Consider the following 14,514-nt stretch of genomic DNA (forward strand, 5'->3'; position numbering starts at 1 on the left):
AAAAATAACTAAGTCCTTTATAGAAGGTAACTAATATTAGATTAAAGCTCTAATTAATAAGTTAAAGTTGCATCATTTGAATCTAATATGCCTTTTCTTCACCTGAAATAGCATTCAGAACTGTTTGTACTATAATTTTTAAATCCAAAAACAAGGACCAGTTCTCAACATAAAAAATATCAAATTTAATTCTATTAAGAATGTCCATGTCATTTTCAATCTCTCCTCTATATCCACGAACTTGAGCTAATCCTGTTATTCCTGGTTTAACAAAGTGACGAAGCATATATTTGTCAACTCTATTGGCATATTCGTTGGTATGTTTGACCATATGCGGTCTTGGTCCCACAACTGACATTGTTCCGAAAAAAACATTGTAAAATTGAGGAAGTTCATCAATGCTCGTTCTCCTAATAAACCTCCCAACTTTTGTCACTCGCATGTCATTTTTAGAAGCTTGAAAATCATCGGCCTCATTGTTAGGGGCCATTGATCTAAACTTATAGCAATAAAATTCCTTGTTGTCGACCCCATTTCTTTTTTGTCTAAAAAAAATCGGCCCTTTGGATTCCAAAGATATTATTATTGCTAACAAAGGTGTTAACCACGTAAGCAAGCCCAAAATCACAAATAAAGAAAATAGAATGTCAAAGGTTCTTTTTATTACTGCATTTATTGTACTGTGTAGTGGAATATCTCTAAGAGAAAGTATTGGGATGTAGTCGTAGTATTCAAATTTTAGCTTTTTGGAAAAAATATTCTTGTTATCTGGAATAAACTTAAGAGTCTTTAAATTGTTATCAGCAAAATTGATAAACTCTGCCAATTCACTGTTTCTAAGCTCAGAAACAGAGCAATAAATTTCATCAATATTCTTTTTATGTATAAAATCAAAACAATTATGTAAGTCAAATGTTTCATCTTTTGGACAAAATTGTTTAATAAATTGATAACCGTATTCTGTTCTTTCGTTAAAAACATTTATTAATTGGTCGGCCTTTTTATTTTTGCCTATTACAACCACGTTCCTAATATTTCCTTTTATTTTTTCCCTATATTTCATAAGCATGATGTGGTTTAAAAACTTTATGGTAGATACAACCATAAAAACGAAAAGAAAATACTTCCCCAAGGCCAGCCTGCTCATTGTTGGCTGCTTAAAAAATCCTATGTATGCATATAAAATCAAGAAGAAGAAGAAGAATTGTATAAATAAAACCCTCAATATGTAGGTGGCTTTTGTATAACGGTATATTTTATAAAAATCGTTCTTTATGGAAAGTATTATCCATGCAATTGAGATATAGCTATGAAAAAGAATGGGGTTTTGAAAATTAATAGGTAAATAATACGCAAATAAATTCATTACTAGCAAATCAATTCCGTAAAAAATTGGATTTATAAAACCAGAGTATCTACCTTGTTTGAAAAACATTTTTTTCAATAAATTAATTATAACTAGCTATAATTAAGGGTGTGTAATTTGTTTTTTATTTCCACTTAATAAAATATTTATATGCAGAAGATAAGTGAATTAATAGTAATCTTATCTTCTTTGCAGACCCTTTCTCTAAAAAATGTACCACTTCTACTAACGGATAATAAAATACTTTTTGTTTGTTTTCGATTATTTTCATGCATATGTCCAAATCTTCCATATACATAAAATATCTTTCATCGAACCCTCCAATGTCTATAAACGATTTTGTTTTAAATAATTGAAAACATCCATTAACACAATCTACAGAGAAGGGAACGGAAAAATCACGATTTAGATAATGTGTTTGTTTATACCTTATAGAAAATAGCTCTCTTAAAAAAGCAACTCTTCTTATTATCAAATCTAATGGCTTAGGGTTTTTTCTTAGCGAATGCTGTAAATCTCCATTGGGGTAAACAATTTTGGGGCTTATTACTCCTATATCATCAGGAAATCCCAAAACAAAATTAATCATGTGGGGTACAACCTTTGATTCAAAATAAATATCAGGATTCAAAATGATATGATATTTGGAATCACATTTGAGCCTCTCAATTATCAGATTGTGTCCGGCTCCAAATCCAATGTTCTTACCCGTATGTATATATTCTACTTCTAATTCCTCTTCAAAAAGACACTTTAGATTATCATTAGAAGAATTGTCAATTACAAAAAGTCTCTTTTTCAACGGTATTTTCAAAAAACTTTTTAACACTAATAATAATTTCTCATCTTCATTATGATAGATTACCAAGGAGGCGGTTAACATTCTTTATATTAGATTTTAAAAATACGTTAGAGAAAATAGCAAAGAAAACAACTCCATGGTGTCTACTTAAAATGTTCTCGGATAGCATAGATACAAAAATTAAAAGTAAAAAAGAAACAAATAAAATGTCTTTAGATGCTAATGCCGATTTCGTTAAGAAAATTAAATTCAATAAAAAAAAAAGGAAACCTACAATGCCCGTTGCAAGCAATATATGAAAATAATAATTATGGCTATTATAGTTTCTTGATTGATAGACTTCTGTGTTATAGTCAGAGTAACATGTATCCAGACTATTCTGTACGTCCCCCAATCCAACCCCTAAAAAAGGGTTTTCTCTAAAGATTTTGATACAGCATAAATATGTGCCTACTCTTAAATTGACTGAATTATGCCTTTTGCCAATTGGTGCTTCCAATTTTGTGACCTTAAACTCATGTATAAACCTAGTCGCAAGAAAGGAGACTTTAGTTACGCTCATAAAGATTAGAAAACCAAGAACAAGAGTGGCATATATTTTTTGCTTCCTGTTAGAAACATATATAATATAAACAGCAATGGCAATAAAAAAAGAAATCAAGCCTATTCTGGAAGATAATAATAGCAGATTTACAACAAAAAAGGTGAATGGCACACCCACAAGTAATTTATGAAAAATTCTCTTCGTCGCTCTAAAATATTCCAACAACAATAAACAGCTAAAAGAATACCACAAAGAAACATATGTTGGATGTAATGAGCCGGACTGTAGCTTAAATACAATTTCACGGAAGGGTAGATTGTAAAATTTTGAATTAAACAATTCCGTATAGGCTCCTTGAGAAACAAAATTTATATCTAAATATAATGCATGACCCAAGCATGTAAGTACAAATACCCCCCCCAAATATTTTTTTTCCAAAGTACTGGGTGTCTTGTTAAAAAAAAACATCACTATTGGTATAATCAATAAGCTAATGCTTTGTAATATTTTTTTAAAACCTTGAGGATAATCTGTTGAATATATTAAGCTTATTAAAAACAAAGGGATAATTGATGAGGTCAATAAAACTATTTTATGGTTTTCCCTAACTCTTGTTTTAAACTCACTTTTTTCATTCATAATGGTGATTAAAATTGAACAAATCACCCAAGCAACTATAAATAATGAGTTTGTGGACATTTTTAACAACGGGAAAAGTAGCATTGAAGCCAAAAAATGTACTCTAATATCTATGTTATTAAAAAATCTAATCATTATTATTTAAAATAAAATTGAAAAAATCTTCCCAGCCTTTTGTAATGGGGTGTGAAATCTCATTCTTTTTATAAGAAAAGAAAACATTTTGTTCATCTATGGCCTTCATCATTATTTCCTTTAATTCCTCTGCCAAATTAGGATTAAAAAAAGCCGCTTTGTCATAATTTCCCAATGTTTCATGAGCATAAGGTAAGTTGGCCAATATAATGGGTTTTTTGTACTCTTTAAATTCTGTAATTGGAAGACCCCATGTTTCTAGTTGGGAAGGAAATATTAAACAACTCGCTAAATCATATTGCTTAAAAACATCTTTTCTCGTTAATAGCCCCATAAAAGTTATGCCCTTAGCATCCTTATATTTGTTTGCGATTTTTTTGGCATACTTATTTAACTGTCCATCTATTGTTATTCTTATTTCGGATTTATTTTGATAAATTTCTGGCAACATTGTATATGCCTCACATATTACTTCAAAATTCTTAAAAGGTCTCGGAAAACTGGGGTAAAAAAATATTTTTTTTCCTTCCATATTCTTCTTATTAGCCAGCAAAGGTCTTGATGGCGTTATGTCCGGATAGGCAACCACAATATTCATTAATCCCCAGAATTTATTAAACTCTTTGCGCATCCAATCCTGCTGAACAACAACATACTTGTTTTTTTTGATATTTATTTTATAAAGATATTTGTAGAATTTTGTAAAAAGGTACACTTTGGGGTTCTCTAGAATCCCTTTATTTTTCATTTTGTAAAATGGTGAGGGATTGTGGCAATAAACATATTGATAATCTGCAATAACGTTTGGCGTAATATCATGAAGGGAAATCCAATGATTAACTCCTATTTTTTTTGATAATTTTTTAAAATAAAAATACTCATAGTACAGTCGAAAAAACCATGCCTTTTTTGATTTAGGAAATTCATAAAACTCTATTCCCTTCTTTACCACACATACGTCTTTGGAATGCACGAGAGCTATTATTTCGTATTGCTCAGAAAAAAATTCGGACAAACACAAAAGACAATCGTTTAAAATTGACAATGGCCCTCCGGAGTCAAAGTTTATGGCAGATATTACAATTTTTTCCTTTATGTTTTCTCCCATTTTTTAGTTTGAACGTTAAATCTCTTTATAACCCTGCCCGGAGTTCCTATTATTAATGAGTAGGGGGGATACTGCCCTTTAATTAATGACATGGCCCCAACAACACAACCCTTGCCTAATTTGGAACCAGAAAGAACACATACATTTTCACCAATCCAAACATCATCTTCAATTAAAATTTTTTTTCCGAATATATTTCTTTCGTCTGGGTGTTTTAAAATGGAAGTATTATTCTCATTGGTATATTGACCATGGTCATGATCGGAAATTAAAACATTGCTGCCAATAAGAACATTGTTGCCTATCTCTATACCATAGGCACATCCAATATGGATATTGTTGTTCATTTTGACCATACTTCCAAATTTCACAGTTGGCGTGCTTTTTTGATTTATTATTTCTCCGCTAAAATTTTTTTTAACCAAAACTTCAATTCTTAAATTCGGCCCAGCGGTAAATTCTTTCCCAAATATTATCTGTCTTTTATTGAGCAAATAAACAGGTTGTCTTAACTTTCTAATTTCCCATCCATAGAAGAATTTTGTAAGCAGCACATCCCTCATCAACCTATAAACATCAATAGTCCCGTATGCCTTAAACACTCTATATATATTTTTTATTCTCATAATTTGACAAATAAAATAAAATAAACATTAGTATTAATCCTAACATTGTGTAGTGTCCTTGCCTTAATAATCTTAATAAGATTAGGACAAATATTCCATTGTTAAACGCCCAAAATAATTTTTCCCGGCCAATGGTGTACTTAATTCTATTATTGAAGAAAAAAAAGAAAAAAAAGAAAACACCAATTATCCCAGTTTCTACAATTAGCCTAAGCAACAAACTGTTGCCATCATCCTTATTTAACCTAAAATGCTCTCTTAAAACAGACTTTGGAACCTCGTCATTAATATGTAAGTCATAATTATAAGAATACGTCCCTAACCCCGTGCCAAACATAGGGCTTTGACTTAGCGCCTTTCTTGTAACTCTATAATTACTATAAAGAGCATACGTACTTAGGTTGATTTTGTCAATTTCATCTCCTGTCACATTCTTGTCAAAAAACAATGAAACTGTATCATCTACTCTAAACTTAACTTCAGGGACTCTATATATAAAAATACTAGTTATGCAAATAGAGACAATTAATAGCCCTAAATATAACGGCTTTTTTAATACAGGGTAAATACTAAATACAACGATCATTAAGCTTAATAACAAGCCTAAAAATCCAATGGATGATTTGGACAACAAAATTACTATAATAAGCATTATTGCTTTTTTCAAACTTATAATAGCTGTAATTTTAAAAACTCTCGCACAAGCAATAAAAATGGCAGGCATAAGAGCGTATACCATGAAAGATGGTTCTTGAAACCAAGCCTGTATTCTATGATTTCTTAATGTTATGTTGCCCATATCAAAACCTAGATAAGAATAATCGACCCCCCATTTAACCTGCATTAAAAAGAAAACAAATTGGACCAGTGCAACAAAGCAAATTAAATATGTAATGCTTAAATAATCTTTTATTATTTGAGTAATATTTCCTCTATAAGAATTTATTAATAACAGAGAAAATATAATATTGAACAATAATAGGGTGGACTGCTTTATATAGCCAAAAATTGGGACTTGTTTTACAACTGGAACAAGTATTAACAGCCCTAGAGCAAGAGCTAAAATCAATATATATATTAGATTAATTCTAATTTTTTTTAAAGTCAGCAGAGTAAAGCCTATAAATAAAAATTGAAAAATATAATTTACCCTAAAGTCAAAATTAAAATTACCCGGCAAAAACAAGTTGTCCAAGAAAACAGTAAGAAAACCTAACCTATTTATCAATTGCCTCATGATAACTTAGTTTGGAATTATAAAGCAATTTAAAGTATAGTTTTATTCTTTCCGGTTGAAATCTAATAACGCGATTAATTATATAAAAAGTTCCAAACAGAAGATGAAATAATATCAATGTTTTTTTAAAAAATTTTTTGTTAAAAAGAAATTTACTTTTTACCCCATAAAAATCTGCCAATTTGGATGAATTTCCAATTGCAGCACCTCCTTTGTGAAAAATTATTGCATCATATTCCACAGCAAAATCCAACCCCTTTTTTTTTGCTCTTAAAGTCCAGTCGTACTCTTCAAAAAACAAAAAATAATCCTCACACAATAATCCAACATTTGTTAAAAAAAAATTTGTAACAAAAAGAGAGGCTCCAATAGGGTAGTCTGGTTTTTTGCTTTTCTTTTTGTTAATCTCAATCATTCCCATATGAGCAATATATTTACCTCCAATACTTTGGATTTCATCAGGTCTATAATATTCCATTAAGATAGATCCAAGCAAATCCACCCTAAGTTTTTTTTGAGAAAAAATCAAGCTATTTAGGGCATTTTTATCTATAACCGTGTCATTATTTAATAACCAACAAAACTTATAATCATTTTTATGTACAACGTATCTTAGCGCAATATTATTTGCGGCTGAAAAGCCCTTATTGCTTTCTGCCTTGACTGTTATAATTTTATTAGTCCAAACTTTAGAACAAAGCTCATGCTCTTCAACAAAATCAATATCTATTGGGGTGCTGGACGGATGTACCAGTTTAAAAAAATTCGTTTCTATATCCTTTAGGTTTCCCTCTCCCCACTTTAATATCCCTTTAATGGAGTCTCTATCTGGTGAATTATCAACAATAATAATTTGGAAATTGGTATATGACTGTTTTAAAATCGATTCCAGACATTCAACCGTATCTTTCCACGATTTATAATTAACTAATATTATATAAACTTTTTCTTTTAACACTGTTTATTCCTTGAACTGGGACCACTCTTTCATACTATTTCCCAATATTATCTTTAATTTCTCAACATCTTTCTTAAAGTAAGACTTTAGAAATTCTTCGTCTTTGGGAATCATTGAGGGGAATTTCTTTTGATTCTCATTAAGAAATTGGTTTTTCATTTCTTTTAAACTTGCCAAAATAGTATCAGGGATAAATTTCTTTGCGCTTGTTTTAAATTTATTGGGTCTTAGTAAGAACTTACTCAATACTCCCTGATTATAGCCCCCGCCCTCATTGAATGTAGTTTGAAGTGAATTTGGAACAAAAGTATGGTCAATTCCTAAAAAATCAAAAATTGTACTGCATGTCTCTAACGGCTTATCAATAAAATTCTCAAACAAAATAATTTTTACATTTTTTTTGCCAAAAACCTTGAATGCTTCTAGAACTGGGTCGGCATACAATGAATGTTTTCTATATTGCCATATATCTCCATAATGGGCTTTTTTTCTTTCCTCTTCTTTTATCATTGCGTTTCTAAAATCTTCCTTTTCATATCCCATTCTAACTTGATGCTTGAAATTTGAATATGTTCTATGTACAGGATTTCTAAGAAGAATACAGACTTTGATGTTTTTACCTAGCTCATCAATAATTTTATTTTTAATTAATGGAAGGTGGTATAAATAGGAAGGTGATACTTCTGCAATAACCCTTTCTTTTTCTACATTCTGATAAATTTTAAAATATTCCTTTTTACTGCTAATTAATTCTCTTAGGACGTTCTTATCCCCTTTTCCATTTACGTTGTTCTTTAATATTTCATAAGAAAAATAATGTAGTTCCTTTTTAGATGGCAAAAAGACATCCGGGTGCTCTTTAATATATTCAAATAAAGACGTGGTTCCCGCCTTAGGCACACCGAGCACTAAAAAATTAGGTTTTATAATTTTATTCATATTTCCATATATCCAATGACCTGTCGAGTATTATCTCAAGGGACTTTATTTCTTTTACAAAAAAATCATTGTAGACTTGTTTTTTTTGATTGTCTGTCAAATTTATTTTTTTTGAAGGTTTTAGGTTTTTTTTGTTTAAAAAAACCATTGTCCTTGATTTCATTTTTTTTGAAAAAAAAAGTTTCCCTCCCCATTTTTTAATTTTATTTGGCTGGTATATAAAATCTCTAAGGATCTTGCTTTTTGCCTCAGAAGCTGGATTGCTTTTTAGATTGTAATTATAGTTATATTTGGGTATTCCAATAAACTCAGAAATTGACTTTATCATTTTACTAGGGTTTTTTATAAATTCTTCAAATAAATATATTTGAACATTTTCTTTCCCAAAAACTCTTATAAACCTCTGTATTTGTTCTGAGTATTTTCCTCTTGATATATAACTATAATGTATTTGATTCCATTTCGAAGTTAGTCTATTTTTCTCTTCTTTAATGGCCTCCAAGTAATTCATTTCCTCATACCCTCTTCGCCTAGTCATTAAAAAATGTGAGTGTGATCTATCAACTGGGTTTCTTAATAGAAAAATTATTTTAACCGTTCCCAAAGTTTTTTTTATCCTTTGAGCACTTTCCTCAAAATAGGCGTACTCAGGGTCAACCTCTCCAAGAACTTGAGCGTCCTTGCCAAAATACGTTTTAAAATAGTGTTCAGCCCCTAATTCATAACTAGAATCGTCCCTAAAAAAATGAGTTTCCTTTATTTCAGGAAGACTTATAAATGGGTTTTGACTCAAAATATCATGCAATGTTGATGTTCCTGCTTTTTGAACACCTACACATAAAAAATTTATTTTATTTTTCATTTCTATACTTTATAAGCTTAGCGGGCACACCACCGACAATAGCATTAGAAGGGACGTCCTTTGTTACCACAGCATTGGCACCAATAATTGCTCCTGAACTTATAGTTACACCTTTTGTAATTACAGCGCCGTGTCCTATCCAAACATTATCTTCAATAATTATTGGCTGTGTAATAATTCCCTGTTGGGTCATTGGGGTAGTTAAATCATCAAATTTATGGTCCGTATCCCTTATTGAAACACTTTGGGCAATCATTACATTGTCTCCTATAACTATTGATTCATTACAACCTATTATGCTGTATGAGCCCAAAAAGGACTTTTTCCCTAAAACAATCTTACCAGATCCTTGAATTATAACATATTTATTCAACTTAGAACCATCTTTCATTATTAGAGAAAGTCCTAATCTATTATAATCGTAAAAAGGCTTTATGCCCACTCCTTTTTCAATTATAGCACCTTTAGAAGCTTTAATTGTTTTTCTATAAAACATCTTGTAAAATGCTGTGTTGCATTTCTGAGATAGTTTGGTGATAATCTTATTCATTTTAATAATTTAAGAAAGTGTAAAACCCCAACCTTTTTTTTATATAAATAATGCACAAAATATTTAATAATAAACCACTCATAAAACTGGCTATTGCCGCTCCATCTATTCCAAACATTTTTATTAAGAAATAATTCATCCCAATATTACAAATTACAGAAATAATGGTGAAATTTCTCATTTCTTTTTGATGAGATGTCATGTTCATTACTTGTCCAACACTGCCAGACAATGCATTTAATAACATTCCTGATAAAATAATAACTAATGTTTTTTCTCCAATAAGATAATCGCTTCCAAAAAGCCCCAATAACTGCTTTCTAAAAAATACAAGTATTACCCAAATAGGTGTAGATGAATAAAAAATGACTCTTGTTGCTTTTTGAACTTCAGTTTTTAATTTTTTTATCTCATTTTTAGCATATAGGCTTGCTATTTTTGGGGCAAGAACTGTGTTAACAGCATTAATAATTATTAATATGATAGCTGCTAATTTATAAGCAGCATTATAAACACCGACTTCTGCCTTTGAAACCATGGAGCCAAGCATAAAAACATCTGTCCAATTAGATAAAAATATAAATGCCATGCTAAACATAAGGGGGAATGAAAAATTAAGCAGCTGTTTATATTTGTAATTGTTAGGATTATTAATCCGTCTTATTGGCTTAAATAAAACCAAGTAAGAAACTAAAATTGTTATTGACAACAAATAAGCATAAATAGCAGCTTGCTCTTTATAATTCATTTTGTAAAAACCATAAAGAAAGAAAAGAAAGAAAAGATAAGGCAATGTATATGTAAAAAGACCATATGTTATAAATTTTTGCTGGCTTCTATAATATTCGGTCAAAAAAGAATGAAATACCACAAAAATCAGAAAGACATTAATTGCATTAAAGTAGGGCACTAATTCAATGTCATGAAAAACAGAAATTGCCAACCATTTTTTTAGACTAAAAAACACTAAAGAACCTACAATACAGCTGCCTGCAAGGATAATAATTGCCTTTTTAATATAGTTGTTTTTCGGCTTGCCATTTAAAAAAAAATTCTTGTCCGCTCCTAGTTTCACCATAAGGAGGGGTATTCCTAATGAAAAAAGGATTGTTAACAATTGTAACAAGGTAAAGGATAGTGAAAATCTTCCATAACCATCAGAACCATATTGGTTAGAAATAAAGATAATCGCCCCATAGGATAAAATCATTCCCATGATTCTAAACAAAAAAACAAAAAAGCTTTTTTTTCCTAGATCGCTTAAAAATCTTCCTTTAATTTGTTCAAATAAGTCTTTCATTAAATTATTTGATTATATTAAAGTGATTTTTTAAAATTATTTAAACAAATGATTAGGCTATCTCTCCAATACGGTATTTTAATATTTAGGTTTTTTTTTATTTTAGATTTATCCATTACACTAAAAGCAGGTCGTTTCGCAGGTGTGGGATAAGCACATGTATTAATAGGAATTAAATTTACATCCATCCCACTTTCATCAAATATTGCTTTTGCAAAATCATACCAACTTGCAACACCTTCATTACTATAATGATATATTCCGTAAGTTCTTTCTTCATGAGTAATTAGTTTTATTATTGCTTTAGCCAGGTCCATGGCATACGTTGGAGTTCCTATTTGATCACATACAATGCTTAACTCAGTTCTATCCCTCCCTAATTTTAACATTGTTTTGAAAAAATTATGGCCATACTCTGAATAGAGCCAAGAAGTTCTTAAAATAAAATGTTCTGCTATAATAGATGTGATAGCTTCTTCTCCTTTTAACTTTGTTTTTCCATAAATTCCCAGTGGTTTTGCTAAATCGTTTTCTTTATATGACTTAGATTGGTTTCCATCAAACACAAAATCAGTTGATATTTGAATAATTACCGCATTAAATTTTTTACATGATTCAGCTAGATATTTAGCGCCGTCCATATTAACCTGTGTTGCTATGACTGTGTCAGTTTCAGCTTTATCAACAGCGGTGTAAGCTGCGCAATTAATACAATATGAAATATTGTTGTTTTTAAAAAAAAATTGCACTGCTTCTTTGTTCGTGATATCTAACTCATCATAATCTACATAAATAAAATTATAATCAGTTAAATTTAAAGCTTGGTCTCTAATGCAAGTAGCCAATTGTCCTTTACCCCCAGTTACTAGAACGTTTTTCATATTCTTGCATCATTAATTTTTGGCAAAATGGCATCTTTTTCCGATACTAAAATTTCATTTGATGATAACTTCCAGTCTATATTTAAAGTTGGGTCATTATAAATTATTCCTCCTTCCGAAGCTTTATTATAATAATTATCACATTTATAAAAGAATTCAGCGGTATCAGTTAATACAACAAAACCATGGCCAAAACCCCTCGGGATAAAAAGTTGTTTATTATTCTTTGCGCTTAATTCTACAGCAACATATTTACCATATGTTGGTGAATTTTGTCTTAAATCTACAGCAACATCCAGAACAACACCACTTAATACCCTCACCAATTTTGCCTGAGAATATTCGCCTGTTTGATAGTGTAACCCCCTTAAAACACCTTTTTGAGAAAAAGATTGATTGTCTTGTACAAAGGAAATTTTTTTCCCAATAGCTTCATTAAAACGTTGCGCATTAAAACTTTCAAAAAAATACCCGCGATTATCTGTAAAGACAGCGGGTTCAATAACAAAACATCCTTTTAATTTAGTTTCTTTTGCTATCATTGATTTTTATTTAGTATTCCCAATAAATTTTTGCCATACCCACTCTTCATTAACGGTTCTGCTAGTTTTATAAATTGTTCTCTGCTTATAAATTTCATTTCATATGCCGCCGCTTCAATGGCGCCTATTTTGAGGCCTTGTCTTTCTTCTATAACCTCAACAAATTGAGATGCCTGCATTAAAGATTGGAAAGTACCTGTATCCAACCAAGCCGTTCCTCTGTCCAAAATACTTACACTTAATTTTTGATTTTCTAAATATACCTTATTCACATCCGTAATTTCTAATTCTCCTCTGTGACTGGGAGGAATATTCTTAGCAATTTCAACAACATCATTGTCATAAAAGTAAATTCCTGGTACCGCATAGTTGGACCTAGGTTCTATTGGTTTTTCCTCTATGCTTATGGCCAATCCTTCATCATTAAATTCTACAACTCCATAGCGCTCTGGGTCATGTACTCTATAGGCATATATTACACCTCCATCTGGGTCATTATTGGATTGCAATAATTTAGCAAGGCCAGAACCGTAGAAAACATTATCCCCCAAAATTAGTGCTACTTTATCCTTGCCAATAAAATCCGCTCCAATGATAAAAGCTTCCGCCAGACCGTTTGGCGCCTCCTGCACGGCATAAGAAAATGAGCATCCATATTTTTTGCCATCCCCTAACAATTCTTCAAACAAAGGCAAGTCTTTAGGCGTGGAGATTATCAAAATTTCACGGATGCCAGCATACATTAATGTTGACAATGGATAATAAATCATTGGCTTATCGTAGATTGGCATTAGTTGTTTACTAACTGATAATGTAAGCGGATGTAGTCTTGTCCCTGAACCTCCAGCTAAAATTATTCCTTTCATGTATTACTTATATATTGTTATTTTTAAATTTGATTTATGAGTACATTTTTTTATAATACTCCTTGTAATTACCAGAGGTTACATTTGACAACCATTCTCCATTTTCTAAATACCAACTAATTGTTTTTGCTAGTCCTTCTTCAAAAGTTACAGATGGTTTCCATCCAAGTTCTTTGTTTATTTTGGTTGCATCTATTGCATACCGCAAATCATGCCCTGGCCGATCTTTAACATAAGTGATTAGCTTCTCACTATATCCTTCTTCCCTTCCTAATTTAGCATCCATTTGCTTACAGAGTAACTTAACTAAGTCAATATTTTTCCATTCGTTAAACCCTCCTATATTATATGTTTCAGAATTTGCTCCTTTACTAAATACTAAATCTATAGCAACGGCATGATCTTCTACAAACAACCAATCTCGAGTATAATTTCCATCCCCATATACTGGTAGTGGTTTTTCATGGATTATGTTATTTATAAATAATGGTATTAACTTTTCAGGAAAATGATTTGGACCATAATTATTTGAGCAGTTACTTATAACATATGGTAAATCATAAGTTTCGCCATATGCTCTTACAAAGTGGTCTGAACTTGCTTTTGAAGCAGAATAAGGAGAATTTGGATTATATGAAGTTGTTTCAGTAAACAAGCCCGTTTCTCCTAATGCTCCATAAACCTCATCGGTACTTACATGATAAAATCTTTTGTTTTTCATATTGCTTTTCCATAGCTCTTTTGCAGCCTGTAATAAGTTTACTGTTCCTATTACATTTGTTCTTACAAAAGCTAAGGGGTCAGTTATTGACCTATCTACATGGGATTCTGCAGCCAAATGTACAATTGCATCAAACGAATACTTTGTGAAAATTTCATTAACAAAAAAAGCATCAACTATATCTCCTTTAAGAAAAGTATAATTCGGTGCTTTTTCAATATCTCTTAAGTTTTCTAGATTCCCAGCGTAGGTTAAAGCATCTAGATTAAAAATATTAAAATTTGTATGCTTTTTCACAAATCTTCGCACTACATGCGATCCAATAAACCCTGCACCCCCTGTAATTAATATATTCATATAATAATTTTTAATATTGCTTCTATATTTTAAAAAAATAGCGCCTTAAAAATAAAGTTTTTAAGGCGCTATAACTAATTT

15 protein-coding genes are annotated in these 14,514 nt (G+C 30.7%); all 15 read right to left on the reverse strand.

Going from position 1 to position 14,514, the window contains the following annotated elements:
* Positions 1 to 82 precede the first annotated feature (82 nt).
* The 15 genes from AC000W_RS00410 to rfbB all read right to left on the reverse strand — a co-directional run bounded on the left by AC000W_RS00410 (position 83) and on the right by rfbB (position 14,433).
* Positions 83 to 1,435, reverse strand: coding sequence for an undecaprenyl-phosphate glucose phosphotransferase (locus AC000W_RS00410; protein ID WP_474745103.1), 1,353 nt, complete (start codon positions 1,433 to 1,435; stop codon positions 83 to 85).
* Between the two features lie 55 nt (positions 1,436 to 1,490).
* A complete protein-coding gene (locus AC000W_RS00415) occupies positions 1,491 to 2,180 on the reverse strand; it encodes a glycosyltransferase (RefSeq protein WP_476658660.1) in 690 nt (229 codons plus the stop codon).
* Between the two features lie 37 nt (positions 2,181 to 2,217).
* Complete coding sequence (locus AC000W_RS00420) at positions 2,218 to 3,351, reverse strand: O-antigen ligase family protein (RefSeq protein ID WP_474745107.1); 1,134 nt, start codon at positions 3,349 to 3,351, stop codon at positions 2,218 to 2,220.
* A gap of 127 nt (positions 3,352 to 3,478) precedes the next feature.
* Positions 3,479 to 4,594: a glycosyltransferase gene (locus AC000W_RS00425; protein WP_474745108.1), complete on the reverse strand. Its 1,116-nt coding sequence runs from the start codon at positions 4,592 to 4,594 to the stop codon at positions 3,479 to 3,481.
* Positions 4,579 to 5,220 (reverse strand): LbetaH domain-containing protein, encoded by a 642-nt coding sequence (locus AC000W_RS00430; protein ID WP_474745109.1) that lies wholly within the window; start codon positions 5,218 to 5,220, stop codon positions 4,579 to 4,581. Before AC000W_RS00430 ends, AC000W_RS00425 begins: the two co-directional genes overlap by 16 nt.
* Entirely contained in the window at positions 5,198 to 6,457 is a 1,260-nt protein-coding gene (locus tag AC000W_RS00435; RefSeq protein ID WP_474745110.1) for an O-antigen ligase family protein, read from the reverse strand. Before AC000W_RS00435 ends, AC000W_RS00430 begins: the two co-directional genes overlap by 23 nt.
* The gene (locus tag AC000W_RS00440; protein ID WP_474745111.1) at positions 6,438 to 7,415 is read right to left on the reverse strand and encodes a glycosyltransferase; all 978 of its coding nucleotides are present in this window, start codon (positions 7,413 to 7,415) and stop codon (positions 6,438 to 6,440) included. The genes AC000W_RS00435 and AC000W_RS00440 overlap by 20 nt, the downstream gene beginning before the upstream one ends.
* Positions 7,416 to 7,418: 3 nt before the next feature.
* Positions 7,419 to 8,354, reverse strand: coding sequence for a sulfotransferase family protein (locus AC000W_RS00445; RefSeq protein WP_474745113.1), 936 nt, complete (start codon positions 8,352 to 8,354; stop codon positions 7,419 to 7,421).
* Positions 8,347 to 9,216, reverse strand: coding sequence for a sulfotransferase family protein (locus tag AC000W_RS00450; RefSeq protein ID WP_474745115.1), 870 nt, complete (start codon positions 9,214 to 9,216; stop codon positions 8,347 to 8,349). The genes AC000W_RS00445 and AC000W_RS00450 overlap by 8 nt, the downstream gene beginning before the upstream one ends.
* A complete protein-coding gene (locus tag AC000W_RS00455) occupies positions 9,206 to 9,766 on the reverse strand; it encodes an acyltransferase (RefSeq protein WP_474745116.1) in 561 nt (186 codons plus the stop codon). Before AC000W_RS00455 ends, AC000W_RS00450 begins: the two co-directional genes overlap by 11 nt.
* Position 9,767: 1 nt before the next feature.
* Entirely contained in the window at positions 9,768 to 11,066 is a 1,299-nt protein-coding gene (locus AC000W_RS00460; RefSeq protein ID WP_474745117.1) for a flippase, read from the reverse strand.
* 17 nt (positions 11,067 to 11,083) lie between these two features.
* Complete coding sequence (gene rfbD / locus AC000W_RS00465) at positions 11,084 to 11,947, reverse strand: dTDP-4-dehydrorhamnose reductase (protein ID WP_474745118.1); 864 nt, start codon at positions 11,945 to 11,947, stop codon at positions 11,084 to 11,086.
* Complete coding sequence (gene rfbC / locus AC000W_RS00470) at positions 11,944 to 12,489, reverse strand: dTDP-4-dehydrorhamnose 3,5-epimerase (RefSeq protein WP_474745119.1); 546 nt, start codon at positions 12,487 to 12,489, stop codon at positions 11,944 to 11,946. Before rfbC ends, rfbD begins: the two co-directional genes overlap by 4 nt.
* A complete protein-coding gene (gene rfbA / locus AC000W_RS00475) occupies positions 12,486 to 13,355 on the reverse strand; it encodes a glucose-1-phosphate thymidylyltransferase RfbA (RefSeq protein WP_474745120.1) in 870 nt (289 codons plus the stop codon). Before rfbA ends, rfbC begins: the two co-directional genes overlap by 4 nt.
* 34 nt (positions 13,356 to 13,389) lie before the next feature.
* The gene (gene rfbB, locus AC000W_RS00480; RefSeq protein WP_474745121.1) at positions 13,390 to 14,433 is read right to left on the reverse strand and encodes a dTDP-glucose 4,6-dehydratase; all 1,044 of its coding nucleotides are present in this window, start codon (positions 14,431 to 14,433) and stop codon (positions 13,390 to 13,392) included.
* Positions 14,434 to 14,514: the final 81 nt, after the last annotated feature.

Source organism: Saonia sp. (genome assembly GCF_056326165.1).

Excerpts from the sequence above, each read along its gene's own strand:
- AC000W_RS00410 (WP_474745103.1), bottom strand. The coding sequence starts at position 1,435 with ATGTTTTTCAAACAAGGTAGATACTCTGGTTTTATAAATCCAATTTTT.
- AC000W_RS00420 (WP_474745107.1), bottom strand. The coding sequence starts at position 3,351 with ATGAATGAAAAAAGTGAGTTTAAAACAAGAGTTAGGGAAAACCATAAA.
- AC000W_RS00425 (WP_474745108.1), bottom strand. The coding sequence starts at position 4,594 with ATGGGAGAAAACATAAAGGAAAAAATTGTAATATCTGCCATAAACTTT.
- AC000W_RS00430 (WP_474745109.1), bottom strand. The coding sequence starts at position 5,220 with ATGAGAATAAAAAATATATATAGAGTGTTTAAGGCATACGGGACTATT.
- AC000W_RS00435 (WP_474745110.1), bottom strand. The coding sequence starts at position 6,457 with ATGAGGCAATTGATAAATAGGTTAGGTTTTCTTACTGTTTTCTTGGAC.
- AC000W_RS00445 (WP_474745113.1), bottom strand. The coding sequence starts at position 8,354 with ATGAATAAAATTATAAAACCTAATTTTTTAGTGCTCGGTGTGCCTAAG.
- AC000W_RS00450 (WP_474745115.1), bottom strand. The coding sequence starts at position 9,216 with ATGAAAAATAAAATAAATTTTTTATGTGTAGGTGTTCAAAAAGCAGGA.
- AC000W_RS00455 (WP_474745116.1), bottom strand. The coding sequence starts at position 9,766 with ATGAATAAGATTATCACCAAACTATCTCAGAAATGCAACACAGCATTT.
- AC000W_RS00460 (WP_474745117.1), bottom strand. The coding sequence starts at position 11,066 with ATGAAAGACTTATTTGAACAAATTAAAGGAAGATTTTTAAGCGATCTA.
- rfbD (WP_474745118.1), bottom strand. The coding sequence starts at position 11,947 with ATGAAAAACGTTCTAGTAACTGGGGGTAAAGGACAATTGGCTACTTGC.
- rfbC (WP_474745119.1), bottom strand. The coding sequence starts at position 12,489 with ATGATAGCAAAAGAAACTAAATTAAAAGGATGTTTTGTTATTGAACCC.
- rfbA (WP_474745120.1), bottom strand. The coding sequence starts at position 13,355 with ATGAAAGGAATAATTTTAGCTGGAGGTTCAGGGACAAGACTACATCCG.
- rfbB (WP_474745121.1), bottom strand. The coding sequence starts at position 14,433 with ATGAATATATTAATTACAGGGGGTGCAGGGTTTATTGGATCGCATGTA.